The organism is Streptomyces sp. NPDC102402 (assembly GCF_044765765.1).
In the GTDB taxonomy this organism is placed as follows: domain Bacteria; phylum Actinomycetota; class Actinomycetes; order Streptomycetales; family Streptomycetaceae; genus Streptomyces.
Genome location: NZ_JBIWKR010000004.1, coordinates 240,719 through 255,476 on the forward strand (window position 1 = coordinate 240,719; position 14,758 = coordinate 255,476).

Consider the following 14,758-nt stretch of genomic DNA (forward strand, 5'->3'; position numbering starts at 1 on the left):
GAGGCTCCTCACCGCAAGGGCTCACGTGCTTCACCCCCGTCCGTACCAGCCCCCCGAACACGAAGCGTGAGCAGTAGTCACTTCTGGGTCACTCATCAGGGTGACCCCGGTGGGCCGGTTGCGCAACCGAGAGGGCCCGCCACCGGGTGTCACGGCAGGTAGGGCAGGAGTTTGTCCGGGGTGAGGGGCAGTTCGCGCAGCCGGGCACCGGTGGCGTGGCGTACGGCGTTCCCGATCGCGGCAGCGGTTCCGACGATGCCGATCTCGCCGATGCCCTTGCTGCCCATCGGGTTGAGGTGCCGGTCGTCCTCGTCGATCCAGTGAGCCTGGATGTCGGGGACGTCCGCGCAGGACGGCACGTGGTAGGAGGCCAGGTCGCTCTCGGTGAAGTCTCCGAAGGCCGGGTCCACGGTGCTGCCCTCGGTGAGGGCCATGCCGAGGCCCATGACCATGCCGCCGATGAACTGGGAGCGTGCTGTACGGGAGTTGAGGATGCGTCCGGCCGCGTACATTCCGAGGAGCCTGCGCACCCGCACCTCGCCGGTGAGGGAGTCGACGGCCACCTCGGCGAAGTGCGCGCCGAACGCGTGGCGTGCGTACGGGGACTCCTGCGCGGTCTCCTGACCGGTGTCGGCTGTCACGGCGATGCCCTCCGGCGGGAGCGGCCCGGCGTGCCCGGCGACCCGGTGCGCCAGCGCGGTGGCGGCCTTGTGCACGGCGGAGCCCCAGGAGGCGGTGCCCGAGGAGCCGCCCGCGACGGACGCGGTGGGCAGGTCGCTGCTGCCGATGTCGACCCGTACGTTCTCGGGGGCCGTCCCCAGGACCGAGGCGGCGATCTGCGCGAGGACGGTGCGGGCGCCGGTGCCGATGTCGGTGGCGTTGACCCGGATGCGGTAGGAACCGTCCGGGGCGGCCTGGGCGGAGGCCACGGACTTCGAGACGAGGACGGGATACGTCGCCGAGGCGACCCCGGTGCCGAGCAGCCAGGGGCCTTCCTCACGGACGGCGGGCTGCGGGTCGCGGAGGGACCAGCCGAAGCGCCGGGCACCCTCGGTCAGGCAGGCCGCGAGGTTGCGGCTGCTGAAGGGGCGCCCGCTGTCGGGTTCTGTCCGCGGTTCGTTGCGCAGGCGCAGCTCCACCGGATCGAGCCCGAGGGCGCACGCCAGTTCGTCCATGGCCGACTCCAGGGCGTACATGCCCGACGCTTCCCCGGGTGCCCGCATCCATGACGGGCTGGGAACGTCCAGGGCCGCCACCCGGTGCTCGGTGCGGCTGTGGGGCGAGGCGTACATGACCCGGGCGGGTACGGCGGCCTGTTCGACGAACTCCTTGATCCGGGAGGTCTGCGTGACGATCTCGTGGGAGACGCTGGAGAGGACACCGTCCCGGTCGGCGCCGAGGCGCACCCGCTGCAGGGTGGGCGCGCGGTGACCGACGATCGACGCCATGTACCGCCGGGGCAGGGCGATCTGGACCGGGAGTCCGGTGTGCCGTGCGGCCATCGCGGCCAGGACGGCCTGGGGGCGCGGGGTGCCCTTCGACCCGAAGCCGCCACCGACGTGTTCGGAGACGACCGTGATGCTGCCACGGTCGAGCCCGAGGGCCTGGGCGAGGGAGTCGCGCACGGCGGTCGAGCCCTGACTGGAGTCGTGGACGGTCAGGTGCCCGTCGGCCCACAGGGCGGTGGAGGCATGCGGTTCCATGGGGTGGTTGTGCAGCGGGTGGAGGGTGTAGACGGCGTCGATCCGCACGGGTGCGGCGTCGAACGCCCGCATGGCGTCGCCCCGTTCGCGCAGGCCGGGGTGGCCGCCGTTGGCCTCCTCCGGTGTGTAGAGCGCCGGGTGGTCCCCGGTGAGGACCACGTCGTGCCCGGTGGTGACGTACTCGACGTGCACGGCCGCCGCGCCGGCCCGCGCGGCCTCCGGGCTCCCGGCGACGACGAGGGCGACGGGCCAGCCGCGGTGCGGCACCCGGTCGTCCTGGAGCACGGCGAGGATCGGGTCGTCGGGCTCGTTCAGCCGCGGCGCGTTGTCGTGGGTCAGCACGGTGTGCACCCCGGGCACGGCGAGCGCGTCGGCGGTACGGATCGCGGTGACGCGTCCGCTCGCGACGGTGGCGGGGACGACCCAGCCGTAGAGACAGCCGGGCGCGGTGTGTTCCGCGGCGTAGCGGGCGGTGCCGGTGACCTTGTCCCGGCCCTCACGGCGGACGACGGGCGCGCCCAGTACCTGGGGTGAGTCGCTCATGACGGAAGTCCTCGGTTCCTCGGGGGCGGGTCAGGCGGGTGCGGTCCGGGCGGTGAGTCCGGTGAGGGCGTCCACGGCCAGCCGACGGGCGAGGTCCACCTTGAAGCCGTTGTCGCGCAGGGGCCTGGCGGCTGCGAGTTCGGCGTCCACGGCCCGCACGAACGCGTCCTCGGTGGCGTGCGCCCCGCGCAGCAGGTCCTCGGCCACCCGGGCGCGCCACGGCCGGTGCGCGAGCCCCCCGAAGGCGAGTGCGACCCGGTCGACACGGCCGTCACGCACGCCCAGCACGGCCGCGACGGAGGCCAGGGCGAAGGCGTAGGAGGCACGGTCCCTCGCCTTGCGGTACAGGGAGACGGCGCCGGCGGCGGGCGGAGGGAGCACCACCTCGGTGATCAGCTCACCCGGGCGGATCACCGTGTCCTGGTCGGGGTTGTCGCCGGGCAGCCGGTGGAAGTCGGTCACGGGCACGGTCCGCTCCCCCTCGGGTCCGTGCAGCTGGACGGTGGCGTCGAGGGCCGCGAGGGCCACCGCCATGTCCGAGGGGTTGGTGGCGACGCAGTCCTGCGAGTGGCCGAGCACCGCGAGGTCGCGGTGGGCTCCCTCACGGGCCGGGCAGCCCGAGCCGGGGATCCGCTTGTTGCAGGGCTTGGACACGTCCTGGAAGTACGGGCACCGGGTGCGCTGGAGCAGATTCCCGCCGGTGGTGGCGGTGTTGCGGAGCTGACCGGAGGCCCCGGCCAGCAGGGCCTGCGTCAGGGCCGGGTAGCCGCGGCGTACGTCGGGGTGGGCGGCCAGGTCGCTGTTGCGCACGGTCGCGCCGATCCGGAGGCCGCCGTCGTCCGTCCGTGCCACCCGGTCCAGGGGCAGGCGGCTGACGTCGATGAGCAGGCCCGGCGACTCGACACCGAGCTTCATCAGGTCGACGAGGTTGGTCCCGCCGCCGAGGAACCGTGCGCCGGGGTGCCCGGCGCCGGCGCGGACGGCTTCGGCCACGGTTCCGGGGCGCAGATAGGCGAAGGGCTTCACGGGGCCACGTCCTCGATCGCCTCGACGATGTGGGGGTAGGCACCGCACCGGCAGAGGTTGCCGCTCATCCGCTCGCGGATCTCGTCTGCGTCGAGCGGGGCCGGCCCTTCGGCGGCGAGGGCCGCCGCAGGGGTGGCGTGGGACGGGAAGCCATCCGCCGCCTCGGCGAGCATGCCGACCGCCGAGCAGATCTGCCCGGGGGTGCAGTAGCCGCACTGGAGCGCGTCCCGCTCCAGGAAGGCGGCCTGCAGCGGATGCAGCCGGTCGCCGTCGGCCAGCCCTTCGACGGTGGTCACGTGGGCGTCCTGCTGCGCGACGGCGAGCAGGAGGCAGCTGTTGGCGCGCCGGCCGTCGACGAGGACGGTGCAGGCTCCGCACTGGCCGTGGTCGCAGCCCTTCTTGGTGCCGGTGAGTCCGAGATGCTCGCGCAGCGCGTCCAGCACGGTGGTGCGGTGATCCAGCGTCAGGGTCCTCGCCGTGCCGTTGACGTGCAGAGTGAAGGTGGAACGGTCGTCGGGAGCCGGCGCCTGCGCCGCTTCCGCGTCGACGGTCCCCGGGGTGGCATCCATGTACGCGTACCTTCCGGGTCGTGTGGTGCGGTCGTCACGCGGGGCGGTGGCTCTCCAGCCGCAGGCGGATCTCCTGCTCCTGGTCGCCGGCCGCCGTACCGACGAGCCGGACGCTGAAGGCGTCCGCGAGGTGTGTGCGGAGACGGTCGACCGCCCAGTAACCGCCCTGTGCCTCGACCATCACCGGCGCGGAGAGCCGCGCGGGGCCGGGGCCGGGCTTCGCCTCGGAGACGTCGACGGTCGCCGTCCACACCGTGGGGCGGGTGTCCGACGCCTCCTCGGGCGCGTCGCTCGCCGGACGGTCGGAGGCGAACGAGCGGCGCAGCACGTCGAACACGGTGCGTGCGTCCTCCTTCGGGCAGCCTGTCACCGCCACCACGACATCGCCGCTCTCCTGGTGTTCCTGCGTCTGCTCCTGCGTGCTGTTCACCCTGGATTCCTTTCGCTGGGGATGCCTGAGCGCCGCTCGCTGACCTCCCCCTGGGGCCGATCGTGTGACGGGGGCCTTCCACGGAGGCGAGGGGGCCCTGAGCGTGTGCGGGCGGATGCCGCCTGCCGCTCGTCGGCGGGCCTCCTGGTTCTCCGCGTCGGCGGCACCGGGGCACGTCCGCGCGGCACACGCCCCCCGCGCCGCCGACGGCTCTCCCCCCTGCCGGGAGGATCAACGGCGGGAGGGTGCCGGCGCACCGGCCGGCGGCCGGGGGGAGTTCCTGGTCCCATCGCGTTCCCTTCAGCGGTCCGGGGGCTCCCTCAAGGCTCACCCCACAGCTCCGCGTCGGCGACACGAGCGACGCCCGGACGAGCGGGCCCGCGAAAGATCTCGTACCCGGCCTGCGGCGGGGAAACGTGTGGTGTCGGCCTTCCCTCGGCTGCCCGGGCGCATCGCGCGGCGCCGACAGGAGGGAAATCGATCATATGAAACATATTTACCGTTACGTCGCCATAAAACATGAATTCATGCCGACGGCTGTCTGTGATCGATTCCCCGGGGTATGCGCCAAGCATGGACGTAACGAACGGAGCAAGGGACTCACTCGCCGCCATCCTCGCCGACGACGGGCCGGGCGCGGTGGGTGTGATCGTCGGCGTCGCCGGACTTGCCGTGGTGATCCTGCTGATCGGTGGCTTCTGGTTCGGGATGCGGCGCCGGGACAAGGAGTCGCCGCCCCCGCGCCCGGAGGAGCAGCCGCCGCGTCCGGAGCACCGGACGGAGATCCAGGAGAGCGGCAGGCACCACCCGGACAGCTTCCCGGAGGACGGCCGGGCGATGACCCCGTACGAGCTGAGCGACCGCGGTAACGAGGTGATCCCGCCGCCGGAGGACGACAACCGGCGCGAGTGACGAAGCGCGCTTCAGGCCGGAGTCGACCAGCCGCCCGAGCCCGTCCGTTCACGGGGCCGGGCGGCTGCTTCCGCGCCGTCCGTCCCTCACCGTCGATCGGAGGAACATGAAGCCGGGGGGTATATGAACCAGCCCGAGTCCGACCGCAGAACCCGCATCACCGTCCTGGTCGCCCTCGCCGCCAATCTCGTGATCGCGGCGGCCAAGACCGCGGGGGGACTCGTCTCGGGGTCCCCCGCCCTTCTGTCCGAGGCCGCGCACTCCGTGGCGGACAGCGTGAACGAGGTCTTCCTGCTGGCCGCGCTGCGGCGCAGCCATCGTCCTCCCGACGCCCGCCACCCCTTCGGGTACGGCAAGGAGCGCTACTTCTGGTCGCTCCTCGCCGCCGTGGGCATCTTCGTGGTCGGCGGCTGCTTCTCCTTCTTCCAGGGCTTCGAGGCGCTGAGCAGCGACGAGCAGGAGTCACCCGACGGGTACACGGTGGGCCTCGTCGTCCTCGCGGTGGCCTTCCTCGCCGAAGGCGGCTCGCTGGTCCGCGCCCTGCTGCAGCTCCGCCGGGAGAAGGGCGCCGCACGCGACCCGGCGCTTCGGACGGTCATCGCCGAGGACAGCACGGCCGTACTGGGGGTGCTGCTGGCCATGGCGGGGATGGTGCTGCACCTGGTCACGGGAGACGTCGTGTGGGAGGCCTCGGCCTCCCTGGGGATCGGCCTGCTGCTGGTCTACGTCGCCTTCCGGCTCGGCAGGGACGCCCGTGACCGGCTGATCGGGGAGTCCGCCGATCCGGAGCTGCGCCGGGGTGTGGAGGAGCTGCTCACGGCCCAGGCCGAGATCGACAACGTCGCGGCCCTGTTCACCATGGGCCTGGGCCTCGACTCGGTACTGGTGGCGGCCAGGGTCGATCTGGCACCGGGCATCGACAGCGAGGAGGTCGAGCGGGTCTCCGTCCGGATCAAGCTGTCGATCGCCCGGAGCTGGCCGGAGGCGGAGCACGTCTTCCTGGACATCACGAACGCGCCGCCGCGGGGCGGGGTGTGATCGCGGCTGCCGCGTGTTGCGGGAGTCACCGGCGCGCATGAGGCTGGTCCTGGCCGCGCGGCACCGAAGAAGTCATGCCGCGGAACCGACAAGGCAGTGGGACCAACCATGACTACTGGCGATCCGCGGACCGCGCCGGAACCGGCGGTGCTGAGCGGTGCGAGCGCTCCGTGCTGGGTCCACCTCGTGACCCGTGACCTGGAGGACGCGCAGCGCTTCTACAGCGCTGTTCTCGGCTGGACCTTCCGCCCGGGACCGCTGGGCAGGGAATTCGTGATGGCGCGCTCCGAGGGCGTACCCGTGGCGGGCATCGGCGCCGTCGCGTCCGCCTACCAGGTGGCAGTCGCCTGGATGCCGTACTTCTCCGTCCGGGACGCGGACGTCGTGTCCGACCGCATCCGCGAACGCAGCGGAACCGTGGGCGTGGGCCCGCTGACCGTCGGACAGGGCCGCGCCGTCCTGGCCGCCGACCGGGACGGCGCGTCGTTCGGCGTCTGGGAGTGGACCGGTCGCGCGGCCACCCTCGCACCTTCCGGGAACCGGGCGCACGCGTGGCTGCGGCTGCGCACCAGGGACGCCTTCGACGCCGCGATCTTCTACGGCGAGGTCCTCGGCTGGGAGAGCGGGGAGCCGGGCGGGTGCGAGGTGGCGTACGTGAAGGAGGAGGTACTCGTGCGCTGCAACGGCCGCCCCCTGGCCCGGATCAGCTCCGGTGCCGTGGAAGCGGCACCGGACCCGCAGGTGCGGCCCCACTGGCAGGTCCAGTTCCCGGTGGCCGACGTGGGCGCGACTGTCCTCGCCGCGGAGCGCGGCGGCGGGACCCTCATGGAGCGGCGTACGGTGCAGCACGGCAGCGAGGCGACGCTGCGGGACCCCGACGGCGGACTGTTCACCGTGACGGACGTACGGAGCCCCGAGGACGCGGACGACGACTGACCGGTCAGGGGCGCGGGCCCGGGCCCTCGGTGTCCGGGTCCCCGTCGTCCGGCCGGCTGCCCGGGCCGCGGGCGATGGCCCACAGCGGGAACACGAACCAGCAGACCAGGAACCACAGCGCCATCGCCCCGACCAGCCACAGGGCCACCACGTTGTGCAGCGCCACGCGCAGGATGAGCAGCAGCGTGCTGCACATCGTGCAGAAGAGAAGGCCGAGCCCCAGTTTGGTCAGACGGGAGGCCCAGATGACCGTCTGCGGCTTCATCCGGCGGCCCGTGAGCAGGCGGTGGTACGACACGGGCCCTATCAGCGCGGCCGCGGTGGCGGACCCCAGCATGACGGTCACGACGTAGATGTTCCGGTCGACGGTGGAAAGGTCGGAGAAGCGGGGCTGGAAGACCACGGCGAGCAGGAAGCCGAACAGGATCTGGACACCGGTCTGGGCGACCCGGAGTTCCTGGAGCAGGTCGCCCCACTGCCGGTCCGCACGCTCCTCCTCCGTCTCCTGCCGTCCGCTGCGCGGGTTCTCCCCGGCCCGGTCTCTCCCCTTGCCGTCACCGCCCGCGGGTATCTGCCCCATCGATGCCTCCCCACCTCGTACGAGTTGGTACAGGTTCCCCGCGAAGCCGACATGAATCCTGGCCGTCCGCGTCCATGGGGAGCCGCGGGACACCCTCCCCATGGTGGCAGCCGCCGGGGAAACCACCACATCACCGGGCGGCCGGGCCAGGCGCCCGGCGCCGGCCGCGGGCCCCAGCCTCGACGGACCGTGACACCTCGCTTAAGATCGACGTACGGCATCGCGCGTCGGTCACCGTCCGGGTGAGGCGTGGAGGTAGCCCGTGAGATGCCTGTTGGAGGCATTCCACAGTGTCAGTCGAGTTGAATCACACCATCGTTCACAGCCGCGACAACCGCGAGTCCGCCGAGTTCCTGGCGCACCTGCTGGGTCTCACCGTCGGAACGGAATGGGGCCCCTTCATCCCGGTCGTCCTCGCGAACGGCGTCACGCTGGACTTCGCGACCGTTCCCGCCGCGGACATCACCGTGCAGCACTACGCCTTCCTCGTCTCGGAGGCGGAGTTCGACATCGCCTTCGAGCAGATCAAGGCACGGGGGATCACCTACTACGCCGATCCCCGCCAGAAGCACCCCGGCGAGATCAACCACAACGACGGCGGGCGCGGGGTGTACTTCCCGGATCCCAGCGGCCACGGGATGGAACTCATCACCCGGCCGTACGGCGGCTGGTCGTAGCCGCACCGCGGCACCTTCGGACGGCCCGGCCGGCTTGCGGCCGGGCCGTCCGGCTCAGGGGCCGGCGTCGACCGGGAGGACCAGGTCGGGCCGGTCCCACATGACCGCCGGCGGGCGGGCCGCCACGGTGCCGGTGCGTTCGGCGCCCACAGCGAGGTAGAAGCCCTCGGCCGGCGGGTGCGCGATCACGCGTACGGAGTCCAGGCCGGCGCGGCGTGCCTCCTCGCGTAGGTGGGCGATGAGGAGCCGGCCGATTCCCCGGCCCTGGGCGTCGTCGGCGACGAACATGAGGTCGAGCTCCGGCGGGGACAGGACCAGGGCGTAGAACCCGAGCACCCGGCCGTCGTCGTCGACGGCCACATGGACGGCGTGGGCCTCGATGTAGTCCGGGCCGACCCTGTACCCCTCCACCATGGGCGCGTACGGACCCTCGTAGGCGCGCGACCTGGTGACCAGGCGGGTGAGGCGCCTGGCGTCCCGCGCGACCGCCCGCCTGACACGGACCGCTCCGCCCCGGCCCGCGACGCTCGCTCTCATGAGGCGAGTATGACGCACGCCGGTCACGCACCACGCGTCGCTCTCAGCGCCCGTGCCGCCCCTCGTGCCACTGGCTCACGAGCGCGTCGACGTCTCGAAGCTGATCCCCGCGGGTTTGCGCTCGGTCACCGCGTGCCCCTCTCACCACTAGGGCGGCTCTGTGCCGGGCCGGGAGCGTCCGGTCAGGCGCATTCCAGGATACCGGGGGCTTCCCCGCCTTGAACGGAGCCGAGTGGGTACACGGCTGGTGCGGACAGCCCGGTGGCACACCGAACCGGGCCCGAACCGGAAGGGGTTGACGAGAGTGGAAGAGCACGACGCACCGACCGCGAACCGACGGGAGCGCCGCCCATGACGACCGTGGTGATCATCGTTGCCGTCGTCCTGGTGGCAGCGCTCGCCTTCTTCCTCCTCCGCGGCCGCGTGACCGGCGGACATCGGCTGCAGCGCCGCTTCGGACCCGAGTACGACCGCGCCGTGGCCCGTCACGACGGCGACACCAAGGCGGCCGAGCACGAACTCTCCGAGCGCGTGAAACTGCACGGCTCGCTGTCCGAGCGGCCGCTGTCGGCGGAGGCCCGCGAGGCGTACGCCCGCCGCTGGGCCGAGGTGCAGGAACAGTTCATCGACTCCCCCAGGGAGGCGGTCGTCGAAGCCGACGCGCTCCTGGCGCAGTTGGCGCGCGACCGGGGCTTCCCGGACGGCGAGAGCTTCGAGGAGCAGACGGCCGCCCTCTCCGTCCACCACGCCCACCAGGTGGACGGCTACCGCAGGGTGCACACGGCCGTCCGCGGCCAGGGCGGCACGGAGGAGATGCGGAAGGCCCTGATCGAGTCCCGGGCGCTGTTCGACGTACTGCTCGCGGACGCACCGGACGAGCCGGCCCCGACGGACCGGCACGAGACGAAAGGCAGTGCAACAGCATGACCGACCGTAACGAGCACACGACCGACCCGATCTCCGCCGAGGAGCCGCGGCGCACCGGCACGGCGGCCACACCCTCAGCGGCGCCCGGAACCGCGTCCGGCAGGACTTCCAGGACTTCCGGAACCACCGCCGGGGTCGCACCGGGAGACAGCACCGCGGTCACCTCAGGAGATGGCAGGGGCCTGACGCCGAAGAGCACGGGCCATGACGATCCGGCCGTCCCGCCCGCCCCGCGAACGGCCCCCGCCGTACCCGATCCCGAGCGGACGGGCCACGACGGGACCACCGGCACGAGCCGCCACGGGACCACGGGCACGAGTCACCACGGGACCACGGGCGCGGAAGGGCCCCTGGTCTCCCACGACGACCAGGACAAGCTCGCGCAGCGCATGCAGCAGGCGGTCACCGACTTCGTCGAGAGCCCGCGCAGGGCTGTCGAGGAGGCGGACAGCACGTTCGACCAGATCGTCTCGGGCCTGACCGAAGCCCTCACGGAACGCAGGCGGGTCCTGCGCGCCAGCTGGCAGGAACAGGACACCGACGCCCAGACCGAGGAACTGCGGATAGCGCTCCAGCGCTACCGCGACATCAGCGAACAGCTGCTGAAGATCTGAGCGGTGCGCCCGCAGCACACCGGCCCGGTGCCACGTCCCCCGACGCGGCCCCGGGCCGGTTCGCGTTCCGGGGCGGGGGAACGGACCGTCAGGCCGGGACGGCCAGGTCGGCGCGCAGCCTCTCGGCCACAGCGGGTGGGAGACGCAGCGCCTTGCTCAGATAGCCGTCCAGACCGCCCCACCGTTCGTCCATCGCGTCCAGGGCCGCCTCGAGGTATCGGGGACGGGCCTCGATGACGGCGGAGGCGATGTCCGGGTCCCCGCCCTCGTCGAGGAAGCGCCGCACGACCGGCCCGTAAGCCGCGCGGACGGCCCGGTTCACGGCGAGGAACTCCGCGCGCACGACCTCGCGCGACGCGCCCGCCATCATCAGGAGCAGAGCCGTCGCCCAGCCCGTCCGGTCCTTCCCCGTCGCGCAGTGGAAGAGCAGCGGTCGCGCCCTCGGGTCCGCGACCGTGTCCAGGAAGGCGCGGTAGGCGGCCGCGGCTCCCGGGGAGAGGACCATCTTCCGGTACGTCTGCGCGAAGAGCTCCTCCGCCCTCCCGCCACCGAGAAGGGCGGCTGCTCCGTCCGGGTCGCTGAGCAGCGCCCTCAGCCGCGCCGGCGACACGCCCGGGTTGTCACCGAGGACGTCGGCGACGAAGAGCCTGGCACCCGTCGGGAGCCGGTCGGGCGCCCACTTGCGCTCCTCGGCTGTACGCAGATCGACGACGGTGCGGATGCCGAGCGCCGCCACCGCCATGTCGTGCTCCGCGTCGAACTCGCTGAGCTGGCCCGAGCGCAGAATGATTCCCTGCCTCAGGCGGCGGTGGCGCCCCAGGGCGATACCGCCCAGATCACGCAGGTTGACGACGGTCGATGCGGGGACGGCCCGGGCGGTCTGCACGATGAACTGCCTCTTTCCCGACAGACTGCAGGTCGGAATCAACGTCGCACGGCGTGCGAATATCGACAAAGGGAACGTGAGGTACCGGGGCACCGGCGGGATCAGTCGGCGAGGATCCTCGTCTTCTGCGCCGAGAACTCCGCGTCGGTGAGGGCGCCCTGCTGCCTCAGGCCGGCGAGCCGCTCGAGGAGCGTGATGACGTCGTCCCCGCCGTCCGCCGGGACCCGTTCGTGCGCCAGGAGCAGGCCACCCGCGTCCTGGACCGCTCGGGTGAGAGGCACCGACCAGAGGTCCTCCCACACGATCAGGGCGGCGGAGCCCTCCTCGGGCAGCCTGCCGAGCACGTCGAGATCCGCGATCCGGGGCAGCCCGGCGGGCCGGTCGCCGGGCGGCTCGAAGGACACCAGCCCCTGAGGATCCATCTCCCGCAGCGCGACGGCCTCGAGAGCGCCGCCTCCTGCTCTGCGGGCGAAGGTGAGATCGAGGATGCGTACGGCTTCGGAGGCGACGGCTTCGGCCAGTACGGGCGCGATCGCCTCGGCGAAGCTTCCGCCGGGAAAGGTGACGACGAGGTACTCGACGGGTCCCACGGCCACGGTGCGTCCTTCCCCTGCGGTTCTGGGTCGACAGCAGCATAACTTCGGACAATCAGTGACGCACTGTGAAAAATACCGGCAGGAGAGGTGCCGGCCCTTCGCTCCGCACCGGTGGCCGCTCCCCCGCCCTTCGTGGATCCATGGCAACCGGTCAGGAATGGAGAAGCCGATGCCCTCCGCCCCCGGTAGCGTGACGTACGGGGGATTCAAGCGATCCAGGTGCTCCGTCGGCGTCTTCGGCGACGTACAGCACCCGGGCCGGCCCGCGGGTGATTCCGCCCCCGGACGGCACGGCCGGTCCGGTGTACAGCCTCCGTCGCCGCGACCACGCCGGCGACGCCGACGGGAGCCGCGAGGGCGGCGCCGCCAACAGATGGAGAAACCACGAGCATGGCCACGAGGAAGGGCACGGGGTCGTCCGCGCCGCAGCTGTCCGACAGTCACGACCTGATCCGCGTCCACGGTGCGCGTGTGAACAATCTGAAGGACGTCAGCGTCGAGATCCCCAAGCGCCGGCTCACGGTGTTCACCGGCGTCTCCGGCTCGGGCAAGAGCTCGCTGGTGTTCAGCACGATCGCCGCGGAGTCACAGCGGATGATCAACGAGACCTACAGCGCCTTCGTCCAGGGCTTCATGCCGACGCTGGCGCGGCCGGAGGTCGACGTCCTCGAAGGACTGACGACGGCGATCATCGTCGACCAGCAGCGCATGGGGGCCGACCCGCGCTCCACGGTCGGCACCGCGACCGACGTCAACGCGATGCTGCGCATCCTCTTCAGCCGCCTCGGCGCACCGCACATCGGCCCGCCCGGAGCGTACGCCTTCAACGTGCCCTCGGTCCGCGCGAGCGGGGCGATCACCGTCGAGCGCGGGAACAAGAAGACGGTGAAGGCGACCTTCAGCCGCACCGGTGGCATGTGCGCGCGCTGCGAGGGCCGGGGCACGGTCTCGGACATCGACCTCACGCAGCTCTACGACGACTCCAAGTCGCTGGCCGAGGGCGCGTTCACGATCCCCGGCTGGAAGTCGGACAGCTTCTGGACCGTGCGGGTCTACGCGGAGTCCGGCCTCCTCGACCCCCACAAGCCGATCAGTGAGTTCACGAAGAGGGAGATGCAGGACTTCCTCCACCGGGAGCCGACCAAGGTCAAGGTCGAGGGGGTGAACCTCACCTACGAAGGGCTGATCCCCAAGATCCAGAAGTCGTTCCTGTCCAAGGACAAGGAGGCGATGCAGCCGCACATCCGCGCGTTCGTGGAACGGGCGGTCACCTTCGCCACCTGCCCGGAGTGCGAGGGCACCCGGCTCAGCGAGGCGGCGCGGTCCTCGAAGATCAAGAAGATCAGCATCGCCGACGCCTGCGCGATGCAGATCAGCGATCTGGCGGAGTGGGTCCACGGCCTCGACGAGCCGTCCGTGGCGCCCCTGATCGACGCTCTGCGACACGCTCTCGACTCCTTCGTGGAGATCGGCCTCGGCTATCTGTCGCTCGACCGGTCGGCGGGCACGCTGTCGGGCGGCGAGTCCCAGCGCGTCAAGATGATCCGTCACCTCGGCTCCTCGCTCACCGACGTCACCTACGTCTTCGACGAACCCACCATCGGCCTGCACCCCCATGACATCCAGCGGATGAACAACCTCCTGCTGCGGCTGCGGGACAAGGGCAACACGGTGCTCGTCGTGGAGCACAAGCCGGAGACGATCTCGATCGCCGACCACATCGTCGACCTCGGGCCCGGTGCGGGCACGGCCGGCGGCACCGTCTGCTTCGAAGGCACGGTCGAGGGACTGCGGGCCGGCGGCACCGTGACCGGCCGTCACTTCGATGACCGCGCCACCCTCAAGGAGACGGTGCGCGAGCCCACCGGCACCCTGGAGATCCGCGGCGCCTCCGCGCACAATCTGCGGGACGTCGACGTCGACGTGCCCTTGGGGGTCCTCACCGTCGTCACCGGCGTCGCGGGGTCCGGCAAGAGCTCGCTCGTGCACGGGTCGATCCCGCCCGGCGAGAACGTGGTGTCGGTCGACCAGGGCGCGATCCGGGGCTCGCGACGCAGCAATCCGGCGACGTACACCGGGCTGCTCGACCCGATCCGCAAGGCGTTCGCGAAGGCCAACGGCGTGAAGCCCGCTCTGTTCAGCGCCAACTCCGAGGGCGCCTGCCCCCATTGCAACGGTGCCGGCGTCATCTACACCGACCTGGCGATGATGGCGGGTGTCGCCAGCGTCTGCGAGGAGTGCGAGGGCAAGCGGTTCCAGCCCTCGGTGCTGGAGTACCGCTTCGGCGGCCGTGACATCAGCGAGGTACTCGCGATGTCGGTGGCCGAGGCCGAGGAGTTCTTCGGCGCCGGTGAGGCGCAGACTCCGGCGGCGCAACGCGTCCTCGGCCGGCTGTCCGACGTGGGGCTCGGCTACCTCCGCCTGGGCCAGCCGCTCACCACCCTCTCCGGCGGCGAGCGTCAGCGGCTCAAGCTGGCCACCCACATGGCCGAGAAGGGCGGCGTCTACGTCCTCGACGAGCCGACCGCGGGCCTCCATCTCGCCGATGTCCAGCAGCTGTTGGGCCTGCTGGACCGGCTCGTCGACTCCGGCAAGTCCGTCATCGTCGTCGAGCATCACCAGGCGGTCATGGCGCACGCCGACTGGATCATCGATCTCGGTCCGGGCGCCGGACACGACGGAGGCCGGATCGTCTTCGAGGGCACACCGGCCGATCTCGTCGCTGACCGCTCCACCCTCACGGGTGAGCACCTCGCGGCCTACGTCGGCGGCTGACCCGAGGAC

The 14,758-nt window shown here is 71.8% G+C and carries 15 protein-coding genes; 7 read left to right on the forward strand and 8 right to left on the reverse strand.

The window, feature by feature from the left end; translation table 11 throughout:
- Positions 1-149 precede the first annotated feature (149 nt).
- From ACIRJR_RS14865 to ACIRJR_RS14880, 4 genes are read right to left on the reverse strand one after another with little or no spacing between them, the layout of a single operon-like run.
- Positions 150-2,246 (reverse strand): xanthine dehydrogenase family protein molybdopterin-binding subunit, encoded by a 2,097-nt coding sequence (locus ACIRJR_RS14865; RefSeq protein ID WP_403779326.1) that lies wholly within the window; start codon positions 2,244-2,246, stop codon positions 150-152.
- 30 nt (positions 2,247-2,276) lie between these two features.
- Positions 2,277-3,272 (reverse strand): FAD binding domain-containing protein, encoded by a 996-nt coding sequence (locus ACIRJR_RS14870; RefSeq protein WP_403779329.1) that lies wholly within the window; start codon positions 3,270-3,272, stop codon positions 2,277-2,279.
- Positions 3,269-3,841, reverse strand: coding sequence for a 2Fe-2S iron-sulfur cluster-binding protein (locus tag ACIRJR_RS14875; protein ID WP_403779332.1), 573 nt, complete (start codon positions 3,839-3,841; stop codon positions 3,269-3,271). The genes ACIRJR_RS14870 and ACIRJR_RS14875 overlap by 4 nt, the downstream gene beginning before the upstream one ends.
- Positions 3,842-3,875: 34 nt before the next feature.
- A complete protein-coding gene (locus ACIRJR_RS14880) occupies positions 3,876-4,271 on the reverse strand; it encodes a hypothetical protein (RefSeq protein WP_403779335.1) in 396 nt (131 codons plus the stop codon).
- Positions 4,272-4,844: 573 nt separating this feature from the next.
- Between ACIRJR_RS14880 and ACIRJR_RS14885 the strand changes: the two genes are divergently transcribed.
- The 3 genes from ACIRJR_RS14885 to ACIRJR_RS14895 all read left to right on the forward strand — a co-directional run bounded on the left by ACIRJR_RS14885 (position 4,845) and on the right by ACIRJR_RS14895 (position 7,157).
- Positions 4,845-5,183, forward strand: coding sequence for a DUF6479 family protein (locus ACIRJR_RS14885; protein WP_403779338.1), 339 nt, complete (start codon positions 4,845-4,847; stop codon positions 5,181-5,183).
- A gap of 123 nt (positions 5,184-5,306) precedes the next feature.
- Positions 5,307-6,221: a cation diffusion facilitator family transporter gene (locus tag ACIRJR_RS14890; protein WP_403779341.1), complete on the forward strand. Its 915-nt coding sequence runs from the start codon at positions 5,307-5,309 to the stop codon at positions 6,219-6,221.
- Positions 6,222-6,329: 108 nt separating this feature from the next.
- A complete protein-coding gene (locus ACIRJR_RS14895) occupies positions 6,330-7,157 on the forward strand; it encodes a VOC family protein (RefSeq protein WP_403779344.1) in 828 nt (275 codons plus the stop codon).
- A gap of 4 nt (positions 7,158-7,161) precedes the next feature.
- On the opposite strand, the gene ACIRJR_RS14900 is transcribed toward ACIRJR_RS14895, so the two are convergent.
- On the reverse strand, positions 7,162-7,737 hold the full coding sequence (locus ACIRJR_RS14900) for a DUF6328 family protein (RefSeq protein WP_403779347.1): 576 nt from the start codon (positions 7,735-7,737) through the stop codon (positions 7,162-7,164).
- Positions 7,738-8,027: 290 nt separating this feature from the next.
- Between ACIRJR_RS14900 and ACIRJR_RS14905 the strand changes: the two genes are divergently transcribed.
- The gene (locus ACIRJR_RS14905) at positions 8,028-8,414 is read left to right on the forward strand and encodes a VOC family protein (protein ID WP_403779350.1); all 387 of its coding nucleotides are present in this window, start codon (positions 8,028-8,030) and stop codon (positions 8,412-8,414) included.
- A gap of 54 nt (positions 8,415-8,468) precedes the next feature.
- On the opposite strand, the gene ACIRJR_RS14910 is transcribed toward ACIRJR_RS14905, so the two are convergent.
- Complete coding sequence (locus tag ACIRJR_RS14910; RefSeq protein ID WP_403779353.1) at positions 8,469-8,951, reverse strand: GNAT family N-acetyltransferase; 483 nt, start codon at positions 8,949-8,951, stop codon at positions 8,469-8,471.
- Positions 8,952-9,302: 351 nt separating this feature from the next.
- On the opposite strand from ACIRJR_RS14910, the gene ACIRJR_RS14915 reads away from it, so the two are divergent.
- Positions 9,303-9,878 carry a hypothetical protein gene (locus ACIRJR_RS14915; protein WP_403779356.1) on the forward strand — a complete coding sequence of 192 codons (576 nt, stop codon included), beginning with the start codon at positions 9,303-9,305 and terminating at the stop codon, positions 9,876-9,878.
- Positions 9,875-10,492: a hypothetical protein gene (locus ACIRJR_RS14920; protein ID WP_403779359.1), complete on the forward strand. Its 618-nt coding sequence runs from the start codon at positions 9,875-9,877 to the stop codon at positions 10,490-10,492. Before ACIRJR_RS14915 ends, ACIRJR_RS14920 begins: the two co-directional genes overlap by 4 nt.
- Positions 10,493-10,580: 88 nt before the next feature.
- On the opposite strand, the gene ACIRJR_RS14925 is transcribed toward ACIRJR_RS14920, so the two are convergent.
- Together ACIRJR_RS14925 and ACIRJR_RS14930 are read right to left on the reverse strand one after the other, a co-directional pair.
- Positions 10,581-11,378: a tyrosine-protein phosphatase gene (locus ACIRJR_RS14925; protein WP_403779362.1), complete on the reverse strand. Its 798-nt coding sequence runs from the start codon at positions 11,376-11,378 to the stop codon at positions 10,581-10,583.
- A gap of 101 nt (positions 11,379-11,479) precedes the next feature.
- Positions 11,480-11,974 carry a DUF6325 family protein gene (locus tag ACIRJR_RS14930; RefSeq protein ID WP_403779365.1) on the reverse strand — a complete coding sequence of 165 codons (495 nt, stop codon included), beginning with the start codon at positions 11,972-11,974 and terminating at the stop codon, positions 11,480-11,482.
- A 390-nt stretch (positions 11,975-12,364) separates the two neighbouring features.
- Here ACIRJR_RS14930 and ACIRJR_RS14935 point away from each other — a divergent pair, with 390 nt between their 5' ends.
- Positions 12,365-14,749 (forward strand): ATP-binding cassette domain-containing protein, encoded by a 2,385-nt coding sequence (locus ACIRJR_RS14935; protein WP_403779368.1) that lies wholly within the window; start codon positions 12,365-12,367, stop codon positions 14,747-14,749.
- The last annotated feature ends 9 nt before the right edge of the window (positions 14,750-14,758 follow it).